Origin of the sequence: Streptomyces canus (assembly GCF_030815415.1) — a bacterium.
In the GTDB taxonomy this organism is placed as follows: Bacteria; Actinomycetota; Actinomycetes; order Streptomycetales; family Streptomycetaceae; genus Streptomyces; species Streptomyces canus_F.
The window spans coordinates 126,129-142,143 of sequence record NZ_JAUSWW010000002.1 but is presented as its reverse complement, the minus strand read 5'-3'; the positions used below and the strand labels follow the sequence as shown (position 1 = coordinate 142,143).

Sequence of the window (16,015 nt, the reverse complement as noted above, 5' to 3'; positions counted from 1 at the left end):
TCAAGCGGATTTCCATCCAGGGCCGAGCGGTGATTGAGCGCCTGCCCCGACGGTGGCGGAGGAAGGAGGCACTGTGGACGGTACGTATGGAGGCGAACGCGCAGTAAGCGTCGCACTCACCGCAGGGCCGCCGGTGACGGCGGCCGCACAGTATGCCCTGGACGATCCGATGCCATTCGGCTGTCCGGACGCCCGGGAATCCGCCCGGTCCGCCCGCGGTGACGCGGCGGCGCACTTGGAGGTCTGCCTCGTCGGCGCAGGCCCGCGGGGCCTTTCCGTACTGGAACGGCTCTGTGCACAGGAGAGGAAGTCGCCCCGCTGGGACACCGTCACCGTGCATGTCGTCGACCCGGACCCGCCCGGCTCGGGACGGGTGTGGCGCCCCACGCAGTCCCGGCATCTGCTGATGAACACCGTGTCCTCGCAGGTCACGGTCTACACCGACGGCAGTGTCCGTATCGACGGCCCGCTGGACGAGGGGCCGAGCCTGTACGAGTGGGCCAAGGCACTGGTCTCGCACACCCTCGAGGCCGCTCCGCAGGCCGGCTACGACGACGGGGTCCTCGCCGAGGCCCGCCGCCTGGGCCCCGACTCCTACCCCACCCGCGCCCTGTACGGCTGCTATCTGACGTGGGCGTTCCAGCGGGTCGTGGCGGGCGCCGCCGCGCACGTGACGGTGCGCACCCATCCCGTACGGGCCGTCGCCCTTCACGACGACGACACCCCGGGCGGGGCGACGGGGGAGCAGACGATCGTCCTCGAGGACGGCACCCGGCTGACCGGCCTGTCCGCGGTCGTCCTCGCACAGGGCCATGTACCGGCCCAACTCTCCGACACCGAACGCAGGTTGACCGAGTACGCCGAGAGCAGCGGTCTGACCTATCTGGCCCCGGCCAACCCGGCCGACGTGGACCTGTCGGGCATCCGGCCCGGCGAAACCGTGCTGCTGCGCGGGCTCGGGCTCAACTTCTTCGACTACCTGGCCCTGTTCACCCACGGCCGGGGCGGCATCTTCACCCGCGTCGACGGCCGCCTCGTCTACCGGCCCTCGGGCCGCGAACCGCGCCTGTACGCCGGCTCCCGGCGCGGCGTGCCCTACCAGGCGCGCGGCGAGAACGAGAAGGGCGCCCACGGCCGCTACTACCCCCGGCTGCTGACCACCGGGTACATCGCGGCGCTGCGCGCCCGCACTCCCCACCACGGGGCCATCGACTTCGCCGCCGACCTGTGGCCGCTCATCTCCAAGGAGGTGTGCAGCGTCTACTACGCCGCGCTGCTCGAGTCGTGCGGTGAACTGCCCGACGTCGTGGAGGAGTTCGTCGAGGCCTATCTGGAGGCCGAACCGGGCGCGGAGGAGGATGTGCTCCTCGACGCGACCGGTATCGACGCCGCCGAGCGCTGGGACTGGAAGCGCGTCGCCCGCCCCTACGGCGACCGCGTCTTCACCGACCAGGCCGCCTTCCGTGACTGGCTGCGCGGCCACCTCGACGACGACGTCCGCCTGGCCCGCCAGGGCAACGTCAGCGGACCGGTCAAGGCCGCCCTCGACGTCCTGCGGGACCTGCGCAACGAACTGCGGCTCGCCGTCGACCACGCCGGCCTGACCGCCGCGTCCCACCGCGACGACCTCGACGGCTGGTACACACCGCTCAACGCCTATCTGTCCATCGGCCCGCCGGCCTCCCGTATAGAGGAGATGGCCGCGCTCCTGGACGCCGGCGTCCTCGACGTGACCGGACCCGGCATGCGTGTCACCCCCGACCCGGACGCTCCGCTCGGCCCCAGCTTCAGAGGCACGTCGAGCGAGATACCGGACGTGCGGGTGCGGGCCACGGTCCTCATCGAGGCCCGCCTGCCCGAGATCGACCTCAGGCGCACCGCGGACCCGCTGATGAACCAGCTGCTGCGCACCGGGCAGTGCCACCCGTACCGCATCCCCGACGGGGAGGGCACGGGCGCCGCGGACTACGAGACCGGCGGCCTCGCCGTGTCCGAGCGGCCTTACCACGTCATCGACGCCAGGGGAGTACTGCACCCGCGGCGCTTCGCCTACGGCGTGCCCACCGAGTCCGTGCACTGGGTGACCGCCGCCGGTATCCGGCCCGGCGTCGGCTCGGTCACCCTGGAGGACTCCGACGCCATCGCGGCGGCGGTCCTCGCCCTGCCCGAACTGGCCCGTCCCGTGGCGGAGCCGCTCACCGTGCGGGCGGGGGCGACCGCATGACCGTCGTGCACACGTCCCCGCGGACCGGAACCCTGTCCGCGCATCTGGACGCCGGGCTGCTCTCCCCGGTGCGGGCGGGCACCCCCGTCGAGGCGGCCGTCGGCGACAGCGCCTGGCTCCAGGCGATGCTGGACGCGGAAGCGGGCCTGGCCCGCGCCCAGACCCGCTGCGGCACGGTCCCCGCACAGGCGGCCGCGGCCATCACCGCGGCCGCCCGCGCGGAGCTGCTCGATGTACGCGAACTGGCGCTGGCCGCGCGGGAGACCGCGAACCCGGTCGTGGGCCTGGTCAAGGCGCTGACCGCGGTGGTCGCCGAACGCTGTCCGGAGGCCGCCGAGTACGTGCACCGCGGCTCGACCAGCCAGGACGTCTTCGACACCGGCGCGATGCTGGTGGCCCAGCGGGCGCTGCGGCTGATCGTCGCCGATCTGCGCGCGGTCGCGGAGGCGCTGGCCGGCCTCGCGGCCACGCACCGGGACACGGCGATGGCGGGCCGCACCCTCGCTCTGCACGCCGTGCCCACGACGTTCGGGCTGAAGGCGGCGGGCTGGCGCGCACTGGTCCTCGACTCCGTCGAGCGCCTGGAGTGTCTCGTCGACGGCGGGCTCCCGGTGTCGCTCGGCGGCGCGGCCGGGACCCTGGCCGGGTATCTGCAGTACGCCGGTGAGGGCGCGGACCCCGCGGGCGTACTCGACGAACTCGGCGCCGCGTTCGCCGACGAGACGGGGCTGGCCGTGCCCGTACTGCCCTGGCACGCACTGCGCACCCCCGTCGCCGACCTGGGGGCCGCGCTCGCCCACACCACCGGGGCGCTCGGCAAGATCGCCGCGGATGTGCTGGTGCTGGCCCGTACCGAGATCGGGGAGGTGGCCGAGCCCGCGGTCGCCGGGCGGGGCGCCTCCTCGGCGATGCCGCACAAGCGCAACCCCGTGCTGGCGACCCTGATCCGCTCCGCGGCGCTCCAAGTACCTGCGCTGGCAGCCGTGTTGATGCAGTGCCTGCCCACCGAGGACGAGCGGTCGGCCGGGATGTGGCACGCGGAGTGGCAGCCGCTGCGGGAGGCGCTGAGGCTCACCGGCGGCGCCGCGTACACCGCCGTCGAACTCGCCCGGGGCCTCACCGTCCGCCCGGAACGGATGCGCGCCAACCTCCAGGCGACCGGCGGTCAGCTCGTCTCCGAGCGGGTCTCGGCCGTCCTGGCGCCCCGCATCGGCAAGACGGCCGCCAAGGAACTGCTCACGCAGGCCTCCCTGCTCGCCTCCCGCGCCGGCCTGCCCCTCGCCGAGGTACTGGCCGACCTCCCGCAACTGGCGGGCGTCCTGAGCCGGGAGGAGGCGACCGCCCTCCTCGACCCCGCCGGATACACGGGCGTCGCCGGTCCCCTGGTGGACCGGGCACTGACCGCGCCGGGGCTCGGGCGGGCCCCGGCGCCCTGACGGCAGGGCCGGTGCGTACGGCGTCGTAGGACAGCCGTACGCACCGGCCGCGCCCCACGGACCGACCGGCAGGTCCGGCTGCCCCGGCCACGTGTGGCCTGCTTCTGTCCAACCTCCCTGGTCCGGCGCGCGTCCGCGCCCTGCCCGCTCCACGCCTCGCTCAAGTCCTCCTCGCGCCTGCCTCGAAGGCCGCTCGAGGCGGTGTCGAGCCCGGTCCCGCGGGCCGACTTGCGGCGCATGATGCAAGCACAACGCACTGGGGAGGCGGCCGAGTTGAGTCTGGACGCACGTGTTGTGGAGAGCAGCGGCGGCCATGGGCACGCCGTGGTGATCGGCTCCAGCCTCGCGGGACTGACCGCGGCTCGAGCACTGACCGGCCTCATGGACCGGGTGACCGTGATCGAGCGCGACTGGCTGCCCCGCGGCCCCGGCCGTCGCCGCGGCGTTCCGCAGGCACGGCACACCCACAGCCTCATGACCGCCGCCCAGCAGGGCCTGGAGCAACTGTTCCCCGGCATCCGCCAGGACCTCGTGCGCGCCGGAGCGGTCCACATCCGCATCCCCGAGGACATGCTGCTGCTCGGCCCGGCCGGCTGGCTGCCCCGCGTCCCGACGGACCTGTCGATGCTGAGCGCCGGCCGTGATCTCCTCGACGCGGTGATACGGGAACGGCTGTACGTCGACCCCAAGGTGACCTTCCTCCAGGACCACGAGGTCGTCGCCCTGGAGCCCGGCCCCCACGACACCGTCACCGGCGTCTGGGCACGCGGCCGCAACCGCAAGGAGTGCGACGGCTGGAACCCCGAACGCCTCATCGGCGCCGACTTCGTGGTGGACGCCTCCGGACGTGGCTCCCAGGCCCCCGAGTGGCTCGCCGAACTCGGCTACGCGGCGCCCGCGGAATCCGTGGCCGACTCCGGGACGTCGTACGCCACCACCCTGTACGCGCCGCCCGTCGGACATGTCGCCGACTTCAAGAGCCTGTTCCTCATGCCCTCGCCCGGCGATCCGCGCCAGGCCGTCCTCAACCCCGTCGAGGGCGGCCGCTGGTCGGTGACGATCGCCACCGGCAACGGCACCCCGCCACCCTCCGACCACGCGGAACTGCTGCGCGCCGCCGCGTCCCTGCGCCATCCGATGCTGCGCGACCTCATCGAGACGGCCACCCCGCTCGGCCCCGTCTACACCTGCGGCCGCACCGAGAACCGCCTGCGCCACTACGAGAAGCTGCGCCGCTGGCCCGACCAGTTCCTCGTCGTCGGCGACGCGCTGGCCGCCCTCGACCCGGCCCACGGCCACGGGATGACCCTCGCGGTGGAGTGCGCCCTGGTACTGGACCACCTGCTCACCGCCCACGGCACCGCGGTCGGCGTCAGCCACCGGCTGCGCCGGGCCCTCGCCCACCGGATCGCTCCTGCCTGGCAGTCGAGCACCCGCACCCCGGCCCCGCCGGCCGGGCTGAGGGCCCGGCTCGGCAGGCGGTACGCGTCCCGGCTCGCGGCCGCCGCGACCGCCGACCCGCACGCGGCCGCCCTCCTGCTCCACCTGCACCAGGGTCTCGCCGCGCCCGCCGCGCTGCGCTCGCGCGCCCTGCGGGCCGCCCTGGGCACCCGGCACGATCCGGCCCCCATGACACCGCCCAGCGTCACCCACGGCCCCGAAGCCCGAAGGCGCCGCCCCGTCGCGCCGACGGCACCCGCCATCGGCGTCTCCACCGGTTCCTCGGCCCGGCCCCGGCCCACCGGCTCCTCGGCCCACTGGCCGGCCGCGCAACCGGCCGGCGACCGGCGACGCTCATGAGCACGCCGGATCCCAGGTCCGCGCCGCTTTTCGGCCGGGTGGCGCGTAATACGCCGTCGCGGCCGAAATCGTCCGGACATACGCTCGAGGTCATGACAGGAGTGGATCAACTGACCGCCAGCGAAGCCCACTTGTCCTACGACGTCCCACAACTCACTCAAGAAACACTTGAGTTCAGACTTGAGTATCGCTTGAGCGCGGTTGTTCCGTCGGCTGACGCGTGGATAGCGTTTCAACCGCTCCAGGGCACCGGCCGGCTTGCGCCGCGGCAGGCCACCTTGCCTGTGACGGCCGAGCGGCGAGGGGAGGGCGCGCGGGTATGAGCACGACCGAAAGGGCGCCGCAAAGTGCGCGCACCGAACCGCCCAAGGGCGAGCGCGTAGCCGACTGGGTGGACGGGCGACTTGGGATCTACAACCTCCGATTTCTGATCCGAAAGGCCTTTCCCGACCACTGGACGTTCATGTTCGGTGAGATCGCCCTCTACAGCTTCATCATCCTGATCCTGACCGGTATCTGGCTCACGATGTTCTTCGACCCGAGCATGTCGGAGACCGCCTACCACGGGTCGCACGTGCCGCTCCAGGGCATCCCGATGTCCCGGGCCTACGAGTCCACCCTGCGCATCAGCTTCGACGTGCGCGGCGGTCTGTTCATCCGGCAGCTGCACCACTGGTCGGCCCTGGTCATGATCGCCACGCTCTGCATCCACATGCTGCGGCACTTCCTCACCGGATCGTTCCGCAGGCCGCGTGAGGTCAACTGGCTGATCGGCTTCGTGCTTCTGGTCGTGGTCACCCTGGAGGGCTTCATCGGGTACTCGCTGCCCGACGACCTGCTCTCCGGCACCGGCCTGCGCATCGCCGAGGGCGTCACGCTCGCCATCCCGGTGGTCGGCACCTATCTGACGCTGTTCCTGTTCGGAGGCGAGTATCCGGGCACCGATGTCATTCCACGGTTCTACAGCATCCACATCCTGCTGATCCCGGGAATCATCCTGGCCCTGGTCACCGTCCACCTGATCCTGGTCGTCGTGCACAAGCACACCCAGTTCCGGGGACCGGGGCGCACCGAGAACAACGTCGTGGGCCATCCGTTGATGCCGGTCTACACGGCCAAGGCCGGCGGGTTCTTCTTCCTCGTCTTCGGCGTGCTCTCGGTGATGGCGGGCGTCGCCCAGATCAACCCCGTGTGGACCTACGGCCCCTATCGCTCCGACCAGATCTCCCAAGGCTCCCAGCCGGACTGGTACATGGGCTTCCTGGAGGGCGCCCTGCGTGCCATGCCCGCCTGGGAGTTCGTCCTGCCCGGCGGCTACACCGTCAACATGGGTGTCCTGCTGCCGGCGGTCATCCTGCCCACCATCATGATGGCCGTGGTCGCCCTGTGGCCGTTCCTGGAAGCCTGGGTCACCGGCGACAAACGCGAGCACCATCTTCTGGACCGGCCTCGCGAGCGTCCCACGCGGACCGCGTTCGCCATCGCGTTCGTCTCCTTCTACCTGGTGCTGTTCTTCGGCGGCGCCAACGACATCCTGGCCGAGCGCTTCCATCTGTCCCTGAACTCGATCACCTATGCCGTACGGGTCGGCGTCTTCGTCGTCCCGGTGGTGACGTACCTCGTCACCAAGCGGATCTGTCTGGGGCTTCAGCTGCGGGACCGCGACAAGCTTCTGCACGGCCGTGAGACCGGACGGATCAAGCGGCTGCCGCACGGTGAGTTCGTGGAGGTCCACGCACGCCTCGACCGCCAGCAGGAGTACACCCTGCTGTCCCGGGACATCCCCGCGGTCCTTCCGGCCCCCGCGGTGCAGGACGACGACGGCGTGCCGAACCCGAACGCCCGCAAGCAGATGCTGCGTCACCGGGTCAGCCGCTGGCTGCACGGCGACCAGATCCCGCACCCGACGCCGCAGGAGATGCAGCACGCCGTGGAGCACCTCGGCCACGCGCCGAGCGCGCTGCCCTCGTCCAACGGGCACGCCGCGTCCAACGGACACGGGTCCCCCAACGGGCACGGGTCCTCCAACGGGCATGCGGGCAACGGCGGCCGGGCGGCCGTCGAGGGACGGGAGTCGGACCAGGAAGTGCACTGACCCGGCGGCTCCACGCACAGCACCGGGCCCCCTACGGCGGCGCGGGTGATCAGGGGACGATCACCCGCGCCGCCGCCGTTCCACCGCCGGCCCGTCCATCCCGTCCGGCGGCCCCGCCGGACCATCCATGGAGGCCCGATGAACCGCACGTCATGGCGCCGGGACGGCCCCCCGGCCGAGTCCATCACCCGGGCCCGCACCGGGTTGAGCGAGGATCTGCGCGGCCGCCAGCGCCGCTATGTCGCCGCGATGCTGGTGCGCAGCGCCTGCGTGGTCCTGATGGCCCTCACCTGGAACCGCTGGCCCGTCGTCGCGGTCGGCGCCCTGGTCGGCGGGGTCGTCATCCCGTACGTCGCCGTGGTCGTCGCCCAGGCCGGGTGGCGCCAACAGCGCGGAGCGCGGCCCGAGTTGGCCCGGACGGTCGCCGAGCCCGAGACCCGCGTGGTCCTCGAACCGACCCTGATCCTGCCGCCGGAACGCGAGGCATAGCGTTCGCTTTCAGTTCATTGCAACGAACAGACGGCATTCGTTGCGTTAACTTCCAAGACCACTGCAACAATTTCCCTGCTATGGCCTGCGATGATTGTGTTCGTGCGCAACGAGCTCGTTGCTAGTTTTATGAATGCAACGTAGCTTTTCGTGCATCGGAAACAACGAGTCACAGGAGAGCACGATGCAGAAGTTCACCACCCCCGCCGCCGTCACCGCCGTCACCGCCGTCCTCGACATCCCCGCCGGCCGCATCCAGCTGATCGCCGCGGACCGCACCGACACCACGGTCGAGGTCCTGCCCGCCGACGCCTCCAGGAGCCGCGACGTCAAGGCGGCCGAACAGACCGCCGTCACCTGCACCGACGGCGTCCTGCGCATCCAGGCGCCCGAGGCGAGGAACCAGGCCTTCGGTCCCTCCGGCTCCGTAGAGGTCACCGTCCAGCTGCCCGCCGGCTCCCGCGTCGAGGTGACGTCCGCCTGCGCCGAACTGCGCGGCGTCGGACGCCTCGGCGATGTCACCCTCGACAGCGCCCAGGGCCCGGTCAAGCTCGACGAGACCGCGAGCGCCCGCCTCGCCCTCCAGGCCGGCGACATCACGGTCGGCCGCCTGACCGGGGACGCGGACATCCGCACCCAGAAGGGCGACCTGACCATCACCGAGGCCGTACACGGCACCGTCACCCTGCGCACCGAACAGGGCCACGTGACCATCGGCGCCGCCCGCGGTACCTCCGCCACCCTCGACGCCGGCACCTCCTACGGCCGGATCGACAACACCCTCCACAACGCCGGCGCCGCCGACCTGACCATCCACGCCACCACCGCCCACGGCGACATCACCGCCCGCAGCCTCTGAACCGTTCGGCCCAGCGCACCCCGCCCCACCACAAGGCGGCGTACACCCGACACCGTGTCGGAGTACGCCGCCTGGTTCGTACGACCCGGACGCCTGCGGTGGGTTCAGCGCTTCGGCATCTCCATCGGCCGGTTCCGCCAGGGACGGCACACGCCCAGGAAGCAGACCATCGCGGCCAGCGCGCTGCCCAGCTGGACCACGGCCATCGGCACCGCCGTCTCCTTGCCCGCGATCCCGACGAGCGAGGAGGCGATCGCGCCCATCACGAAGCACGACGTACCGACCAGCGCGGAAGCCGAACCCGCGGCATGCGGGGTGCGCATCAGGGCGAGCGCGTTGGTGTTCGGCAGAATCAGACCCAGCGAGGAGATCATGACGAACAGACAGGCCGCGATCTGGACCGTACCCGGATCACCGAAGACGCCCTGCGTCACCAGCACCAGCGCCAGCCCGCCGGCGGCGAGCAGCGCGAGCCCGTACCCGAGGACCTTGTCCAGCCGGACCCGGCCCACCAGGACCTTGCCGTTGATCTGGCCGGTGACCAGCAGACCGAGCGAGTTGAGGCCGAACAGCAGGGAGAAGGTCTGCGGCGACGCCCCGTAGATGTCCTGGATCACGAACGGCGAGGCGGCGATGTACGAGAACAGCGCCCCGTACGCGAAGCCGTTCGTCATCAGGTACCCGATGAAGACCCGGTCGATGAACAGCCCGCGCATGATCCACATCGCCCCGCGCACCCCACCGCGCTGGCGCCGCTCGGGCGGCAGGGTCTCCGGCAGCCGGCGCCACACCAGCACGGTGAGCGCGATACCGATCCCGGTGAGGACGACGAAGATGCCCCGCCAGTTGGTGAAGTGCAGGACCTGTCCGCCGATCACGGGCGCGATGATCGGGGCGACGCTGGATATCAGCAGCAGCGTGGAGAAGAACCGGGCCATGGCGAGACCGTCGTAGAGATCGCGTACGACGGCCCTGGCGATGACGACCCCGGCCGACCCCGCGAGCCCCTGGAGCACCCGGAAGGCGATCAGCGACTCGACGTTGGGGGCCACAGCACACATCGCGGCGGCCACGACGTAGACCATCAGCCCGGCCAGCAGCGGGCGGCGCCGGCCCCACCGGTCACTCATCGGGCCGACCACGAGCTGCCCGACCGCCATGCCGATCAGGCACGCGGTGAGCGTCAGCTGGACGGTCGAGGCGGACGCCCCCAGGCTGTGCGTGACCTCCGGCAGGGCCGGCAGATACATGTCCATCGACATCGGCGGCACCGCGGCGAGAGCACCGAGGAGGAACGTGACCAGGAGCCCGGTCCAGCGCACCGACCTGTCCGGGCCGGCCGTGTCCCGTCCGCCCTTCGCCGGGGACCGCGCCCCCGGGAATCGCCTGCCTTTGGCGGTGGCTTCCTCGGCTTGCTGAGACATGCGCCCTCCGCGTCCAGTTCGTTTCGTGGCTACGGCCGATGCTCGCAGCAGACCGCTACAGAACCGGCAGCGCCCGAGTGGCGCCTGAAGCGAGGCGATACCGCGACAAGGCCGTTGATCTGCCGAAGTCGAGACTCGTCAGTGCCCTGCTGGAGTTTCCCTCGGAGCGGCTCGGATGACTTTGGGGCGGCCTTGGCGCGGGGAGTTCGGCCGTGTCACTATTCCTGCACGCCTTCCCTGCCCAAAATCATTTCCAGGGCAGCGGATTGAGCCAGTGTCCACCGGTTCTGTACTGGTGGGACCAGGGCCGTGCCAGGTCGGCACAGGATTCCCCGCACATCAATTCCCGCGCGCCGCGGTTTTTTCTCCCGTGTGCTGCGCCCGCTTTGGAAGCTGTGCGCAGATTCGTCACGTACAGAAGGCAGACTCTAGAGAAAGTAGAGCCCAGATATGCCCAGGCTATGCAAGCCCGCGGTGAGCGCGCCGGAACACGTCATCACCATCGAAGAGACTCTCGAGTTCGCCGCGAAAGCCCATGCGGGAAAGCCGCAGCTTCCTTTGGCGCTCCGGCTGATCCGGAACACCGGGGTCCTGAAGCGGCATATCGTCCAGCCCATCGAGCAGACCCTCGGGCACCCGGGCCTGACGGAACGCAACCGCATCTACGAGGCCGAGTCCAGGAAGCTGACCCCGCCGGTCATCGAAGACGCCCTGCGCAACGCCGACGTGGCGGCCCGTGACATCGACGCCATCATCTACGTGTCGTGCACCGGCTTCAGCATGCCGTCGCTGACCGCCTGGCTGATCAACCAGCTCGGCTTCCGCTCCGACACCCGCCAGATACCCATCGCCCAGCTCGGCTGCGCGGCGGGCGGCGCGGCGGTCAACCGTGCCCACGACTTCTGCCTGGCCCACCCCGGCAGCAACGTCCTGATCGTCTCCTGCGAGCTGTGCTCGCTGTGCTACCAGCCCGAGGCGGACGACATCGGCTCGCTGCTGTCCGACGGCCTGTTCGGCGACGCGGTCGCGGCCGCCGTGGTCCGCGGCAACGGCGGTGTCGGCATCGAGCTGGAGCGCAACGCCTCCTACCTCATCCCGCACACCGAGGACTGGATCTCCTACGCGGTCAAGGACACCGGCTTCCACTTCCAGCTGGACCGCCGGGTGCCCGGCACGATGGAGCCGCTCGCGCCGGTGCTGCGCGAGTTCGCCAAGGACCACAGCTGGGACGCCGGCAAGCTCGACTTCTACATCGTCCACGCCGGCGGTCCGCGCATCCTCGACGACCTCGCCAAGTTCCTCGAGGTCGACCGCACGGTGTTCCGCCACAGCTGGGCGACCCTCACCGAGTACGGCAACATCGCCAGCGCGGTCGTCTTCGACGCGGCCCGCAGGCTGTTCGAGGAGGACACCCCGGCCCAGGACGCCACCGGCATGATCGCCGGCTTCGGCCCCGGGATCACCGCCGAGATGGCGCTGGGCCGCTGGAACGCCGATGCGCCCGGGGAGCTCGACTGAGCCCGACGCAAGGCACCGGAACCTCGCTCAAGTGAAATTCTGCGCGGACAAAGGAAGCTGACCCCATGACTGGCCTCATCCTCCCGCCCGGTCAGGGGCGAAAGCTGATCACCAAGGCGCAGGAAGTGACCTTCAAGGCCACAAAGGAAGACGGCTCCGCGATATCGATCTTCGAGGTGGTCGTACCGCCCGGATTCGATGTCGGGGCGCATGTCCACAGCGATGCGCAGGAATTCTTCTACGTCCTGGAAGGGGAGCTCCAGCTCCTGGCTTTCGAGCCGACCCGGCGCACCGAACAGGACTGGCACGAATGGGAGTCCCCCGACGGGGACAAGGCTGTTCGGGCCACCGAGGGTGCCTCCATGTTCGTGCCGTCCGGAACCCCGCACGCCTTCAGGAATGCCTCCGACAAACCGGCGCGCATGTTGTTCCAGTGCTACCCGTCACCCGTTCACGAGCTGTACTTCGAGGAGATCGCGGAGATCTGGGCGGCCGGGGGCATCAACCCCGACGCCATCGACGAGATGCGCAGGCGCTACGACGTCAGCCAGATCACCCCGCAGCGCTACCAGCCGCCTGCCCTTCTCGACCCCCAGTCCTCCGAACCGCGCGGAGCGTAATCAGAGATGAGCGACATCGAAAAGATCCCCCTGGTTTTCGCGAGCCTCGGGGAGCAGGAACTGGCCGCCGTCGCCGAGGTGTTCGCCTCGGGATGGGCGGCGGGCCAGGGACCCAGGGGCCAGGCCCTCGAGGCCCAGCTGAAGGAACGTTACGGGGCCGGTGACGCCGTCGCGGTCAGCAACTGCGGCGCCGCCCTGCACCTGGCGATGCTCGCGTTCGGCGTACAGCCGGGCGACGAGGTCATCGTCGCCGACTACACGTTCCCCGCCCCCGCGCATGCGGTCCGCTACGTCGGCGGGACCCCGGTCTTCGCCGACGTCCGCGCCGACACCGGCACCGTGGACCCGCAGTCGGTGGCGGACCTCGTCACCTCCAGGACCGTCGGCATCATCGCCGTCGACACCGTCGGCCTGCCCGCCGACTACACGGAACTGCAGGCCATCGCCGACCGGCACGGGCTGTTCCTCATCGAGGACGCCGCCTGCGCGGTCGGCGCCACCTACCAGGGACGCGAGGCCGGTTCGCTGGCCGAAGTGGCCTGTCTGTCCTTCCACGGACGAAAGGGCGCCACCAGCGGCGAGGGCGGCGCCTTCATCGCCACCGACCCGGCCATCGGCGCGAAGGCGCGGCAGCTGTCGGCCTTCGGCATCGGCAGCATCTTCGACATGGGCCAGGTCATCGGCCTGCCGATCCCCGAGTTCACCGAGATCGGCTACAACTTCAAGCTGTCCGACATCGCCGCGGCGATCCTGACCGTGCAGCTCGGCCGTATCGAGGAGCTCATGGAGCGCCGGCGCGCCGTCGCCGCCCGCTACGCCGAACTCTTCGCCGACGAGGAGCTGCTGACGGTGCCGCACGTGCCGGCGGACCGCACCCACGCCTGGCAGTCCTACCTGGTGACGCTGGACGCGAGCGTCGACCGCGGGGCCGTCGCCACCGAACTGCGCGCCCAGGGCATCGGCACCCTGCACGGCACCTGGGCCAACCATGTGCAGCCCGCCTTCGACGCGCAGCAGGTGTGCCCGGTCTCGGCGGACCTCTTCCAGCGCAACCTCGGCATACCCATGCACGCCGAGCTGACCATGAGCCAGGTCGAGCGGGTCTCCGAGGTCCTGCGCACCGCACTGCGCACCCACGCCCGGCCCGCCCGGACCCTGAAGGGAGCGGCATGACGAACAACCAGCCTGCACCGGACGGTGTGATGAGGCTGATCAACGGCTACTGGAACACCGGTGTCATCGGCGCCGCGGCCACCCACCGCGTCTTCACCCACCTGGAGAACGGCGCGGGCACGGCCGCCCAGGTGGCGGCCCGCGCCGAGATCTCCGAGCGGGGCGCGCAGAGCCTCCTGGACGGTCTGGTCAGCGTGGAGCTGGTGCTGCTCGAGGACGGGCACTACCGCAACACCCCCGAGGCGTCCGCGTTCCTGGTCGAGGGCAAGCCCGCCTCCCTGGCCGGCTTCGCCAAGCTCAAGCTCCAGCACACGGGCAGCCTCACCGACCTCCCCGAGGTCGTCCGCATCGGCGGCCCACTCGCCGGCGGCGAGACCGAAGTGGCCGACAACCCGCACTGGGAGGGCATCGTCCCCGCCATCGCCGCGGTGTCGGTTCCCGCCGCGGACGCCGGTGTCGAGGCGCTCGGCATCGCGGACGCCGGTGAGATCTCGATCCTCGACGTGGGCGGCGGCTCGGGCATCTACTCGTCGATCTGGCTGAAGGCCAACCCGGCCGCCCGCGCGGTCCAGCTTGACTGGGAGCCGATCAACGTGATCGCCCGCCGGCTGGTGGGGGAGCAGGGCGTGGGCGACCGCTTCACCACGCTCGACGGTGACTTCCACACCACCGACTTCGGCACCGGGCTGTACGACATCGCCGTCTACTCCCACATCGCCCACCAGGAGAACGCCCAGAGCAACATCGAGGTCTTCACCCGGCTCCGCAGGGCGCTCAAGCCCGGCGGTGCCCTGGTGGTCGCCGACTACGTCGTCGACGACGACCGCGCCGCTCCGGCGTTCCCGCTGCTGTTCGCCCTGGAGATGCTCCTCAAGAGCAAGGACGGCGGCACCTGGCGGCGCTCCGACTACCGCGACTGGCTGATCAAGGCGGGCTTCGAGGACGTGTCGTTCCACGCCGCGCCGCCCGCCACGATGGTCATCGCCCGCTAGCAGAAGGCCAGTTCGCAGTGTCAACAACGAACGGTGGGAACATGCGGGACAACACCGACCCGGCAGACCTTTCGATCATCGAGGAAGTCTCCCGACTGGTGGGAGTGCCCTGCTCGGCCCGGACGGTCCGCTCGATCCTGTCCGCCTACGGGGACACGCTCGAGCAGGCCGTGGTCGCCTTCCGAGTGGCGACGGGGGAGCGCAACGCGGGGGATCTCGACTGCCGTTTCACCATGCTCCCGCCGGACCTGGACCCGTACGCCGTCGCGCTGGCGAACGGCCTGATCGAGGCGACCGACCACCCCGTCGGCAGCCTGCTGGCAGAACTCCACGCGGGATTCCCCATCGGGTTCAGCGGCATCGACTTCGGGGTCGTCGGCGGTTTCAAGAAGACCTGGTCCTTCTTCCCGCTCGACGACCTCAAGCCGCTGTCCGAGCTGGTCGCACTGGAGTCGATGCCGGCGAGCGCGGCCGGGAACCTCGACCTGTTCACCCGGTACGGCGTGGCCGACAAGGTGAGCCTGGTCGGCATCGACTACCGGCACCGGTCGGTGAACCTGTACTTCGGGGCGGCCCCCGCCTCCGTCTTCGAGCCCGGGGCGCTCACCTCGCTCCTGCGGGAGAGCGGGCTGCCCGCGCCGAGCGAGCGGCTGCTGCGCTTCGCCACCGGGGCGTTCGGCATCTACGCCACTCTGACCTGGGACTCCCCGAAGGTCCAGCGGATCACCATCGCCGCCATGACCGACGACCCGCTGTCCCTTCCGGTGACCATCGAGCCGGACATCGAGGACTTCCTGAAAAACTCCCCGTACCGCACCGACGGCCACCAGTTCGTCTACGCGATCACGGTGGCGCCGCGCGGCGAGTACCACAAGCTCCAGTCGTACTACCGATGGCGACCCCAGGTGGAGACCACCCTGCTGGTGCCCGACAGCCAGTAGCGGCACGCCGGCCACCGCCGCACCCCAGCCGAACCTGTCGAAGGAAAACTCTCATGAACATTGCTCTGTGGATCATCGCGGGAGTGCTGGGCGCGGTCGCCCTGGCGGGCGGCGCCCAGAAACTGGCCCAGCCCAAGGCGAAGCTGGCCGCGGGCGGTTACGGCTGGGTCGACGACTTCAGCGACAGCGGCGTCAAGACGATCGGTGCCCTGGAGGTGCTGGCCGGGCTGGGCCTGATCCTGCCCGCCGCCCTCGACATCGCGCCGGTGCTGGTGCCGCTCGCCGCGACGGGCCTGGTGCTGCTGATGATCGGCGCCGCCCTGACGCATCTGCGCCGCCACGAGTCCCAGGCGATCGTGGTGAACGTGGTCCTGCTCGCCGTAGCCGCCTTCGTGGCGTGGGGCCGCTTCGGCCCGCACTCCTTCTGAGCCCTCCTGGTCTGTC

At 70.7% G+C, this 16,015-nt stretch carries 13 protein-coding genes; 12 read left to right on the top strand and 1 reads right to left on the bottom strand.

The window, feature by feature from the left end:
- Positions 1–169 precede the first annotated feature (169 nt).
- The 6 genes from QF037_RS49840 to QF037_RS49815 all read left to right on the top strand — a co-directional run bounded on the left by QF037_RS49840 (position 170) and on the right by QF037_RS49815 (position 8,903).
- Entirely contained in the window at positions 170–2,224 is a 2,055-nt protein-coding gene (locus QF037_RS49840) for an FAD/NAD(P)-binding protein (RefSeq protein WP_307038216.1), read from the top strand.
- Positions 2,221–3,660 carry a 3-carboxy-cis,cis-muconate cycloisomerase gene (gene pcaB / locus QF037_RS49835; RefSeq protein ID WP_307038214.1) on the top strand — a complete coding sequence of 480 codons (1,440 nt, stop codon included), beginning with the start codon at positions 2,221–2,223 and terminating at the stop codon, positions 3,658–3,660. The genes QF037_RS49840 and pcaB overlap by 4 nt, the downstream gene beginning before the upstream one ends.
- 273 nt (positions 3,661–3,933) lie before the next feature.
- A complete protein-coding gene (locus QF037_RS49830; protein ID WP_307038212.1) occupies positions 3,934–5,460 on the top strand; it encodes an FAD-dependent oxidoreductase in 1,527 nt (508 codons plus the stop codon).
- Between the two features lie 319 nt (positions 5,461–5,779).
- Complete coding sequence (qcrB, locus tag QF037_RS49825; RefSeq protein WP_307038210.1) at positions 5,780–7,555, top strand: cytochrome bc1 complex cytochrome b subunit; 1,776 nt, start codon at positions 5,780–5,782, stop codon at positions 7,553–7,555.
- 138 nt (positions 7,556–7,693) lie between these two features.
- A complete protein-coding gene (locus QF037_RS49820) occupies positions 7,694–8,044 on the top strand; it encodes a DUF3099 domain-containing protein (RefSeq protein ID WP_307038208.1) in 351 nt (116 codons plus the stop codon).
- Between the two features lie 184 nt (positions 8,045–8,228).
- A complete protein-coding gene (locus tag QF037_RS49815) occupies positions 8,229–8,903 on the top strand; it encodes a DUF4097 family beta strand repeat-containing protein (protein WP_307038206.1) in 675 nt (224 codons plus the stop codon).
- 104 nt (positions 8,904–9,007) lie between these two features.
- Here QF037_RS49815 and QF037_RS49810 read toward each other — a convergent pair whose 3' ends face one another.
- The gene (locus QF037_RS49810) at positions 9,008–10,327 is read right to left on the bottom strand and encodes a multidrug effflux MFS transporter (RefSeq protein ID WP_307038204.1); all 1,320 of its coding nucleotides are present in this window, start codon (positions 10,325–10,327) and stop codon (positions 9,008–9,010) included.
- A 450-nt stretch (positions 10,328–10,777) separates the two neighbouring features.
- Between QF037_RS49810 and QF037_RS49805 the strand changes: the two genes are divergently transcribed.
- The 6 genes from QF037_RS49805 to QF037_RS49780 all read left to right on the top strand — a co-directional run bounded on the left by QF037_RS49805 (position 10,778) and on the right by QF037_RS49780 (position 15,999).
- On the top strand, positions 10,778–11,845 hold the full coding sequence (locus QF037_RS49805; RefSeq protein ID WP_307038202.1) for a type III polyketide synthase: 1,068 nt from the start codon (positions 10,778–10,780) through the stop codon (positions 11,843–11,845).
- A 65-nt stretch (positions 11,846–11,910) separates the two neighbouring features.
- On the top strand, positions 11,911–12,465 hold the full coding sequence (locus tag QF037_RS49800; protein WP_307038200.1) for a cupin domain-containing protein: 555 nt from the start codon (positions 11,911–11,913) through the stop codon (positions 12,463–12,465).
- Positions 12,466–12,480: 15 nt separating this feature from the next.
- Positions 12,481–13,638 (top strand): DegT/DnrJ/EryC1/StrS family aminotransferase, encoded by a 1,158-nt coding sequence (locus tag QF037_RS49795; protein WP_307038344.1) that lies wholly within the window; start codon positions 12,481–12,483, stop codon positions 13,636–13,638.
- Positions 13,635–14,630 carry a class I SAM-dependent methyltransferase gene (locus QF037_RS49790; RefSeq protein ID WP_307038197.1) on the top strand — a complete coding sequence of 332 codons (996 nt, stop codon included), beginning with the start codon at positions 13,635–13,637 and terminating at the stop codon, positions 14,628–14,630. Before QF037_RS49795 ends, QF037_RS49790 begins: the two co-directional genes overlap by 4 nt.
- A 41-nt stretch (positions 14,631–14,671) precedes the next feature.
- Complete coding sequence (locus QF037_RS49785; protein WP_307038196.1) at positions 14,672–15,571, top strand: aromatic prenyltransferase; 900 nt, start codon at positions 14,672–14,674, stop codon at positions 15,569–15,571.
- Between the two features lie 53 nt (positions 15,572–15,624).
- Positions 15,625–15,999 carry a DoxX family protein gene (locus QF037_RS49780; RefSeq protein WP_307038193.1) on the top strand — a complete coding sequence of 125 codons (375 nt, stop codon included), beginning with the start codon at positions 15,625–15,627 and terminating at the stop codon, positions 15,997–15,999.
- Positions 16,000–16,015 lie beyond the last annotated feature (16 nt).

What these genes read in the sequence shown, in the direction of transcription:
- QF037_RS49840 (WP_307038216.1), top strand. Translation starts at nt 170, where the DNA reads ATGCCATTCGGCTGTCCGGACGCCCGGGAATCCGCCCGGTCCGCCCGC.
- pcaB (WP_307038214.1), top strand. Translation starts at nt 2,221, where the DNA reads ATGACCGTCGTGCACACGTCCCCGCGGACCGGAACCCTGTCCGCGCAT.
- qcrB (WP_307038210.1), top strand. Translation starts at nt 5,780, where the DNA reads ATGAGCACGACCGAAAGGGCGCCGCAAAGTGCGCGCACCGAACCGCCC.
- QF037_RS49820 (WP_307038208.1), top strand. Translation starts at nt 7,694, where the DNA reads ATGAACCGCACGTCATGGCGCCGGGACGGCCCCCCGGCCGAGTCCATC.
- QF037_RS49815 (WP_307038206.1), top strand. Translation starts at nt 8,229, where the DNA reads ATGCAGAAGTTCACCACCCCCGCCGCCGTCACCGCCGTCACCGCCGTC.
- QF037_RS49810 (WP_307038204.1), bottom strand. Translation starts at nt 10,327, where the DNA reads ATGTCTCAGCAAGCCGAGGAAGCCACCGCCAAAGGCAGGCGATTCCCG.
- QF037_RS49805 (WP_307038202.1), top strand. Translation starts at nt 10,778, where the DNA reads ATGCCCAGGCTATGCAAGCCCGCGGTGAGCGCGCCGGAACACGTCATC.
- QF037_RS49800 (WP_307038200.1), top strand. Translation starts at nt 11,911, where the DNA reads ATGACTGGCCTCATCCTCCCGCCCGGTCAGGGGCGAAAGCTGATCACC.
- QF037_RS49790 (WP_307038197.1), top strand. Translation starts at nt 13,635, where the DNA reads ATGACGAACAACCAGCCTGCACCGGACGGTGTGATGAGGCTGATCAAC.
- QF037_RS49785 (WP_307038196.1), top strand. Translation starts at nt 14,672, where the DNA reads ATGCGGGACAACACCGACCCGGCAGACCTTTCGATCATCGAGGAAGTC.
- QF037_RS49780 (WP_307038193.1), top strand. Translation starts at nt 15,625, where the DNA reads ATGAACATTGCTCTGTGGATCATCGCGGGAGTGCTGGGCGCGGTCGCC.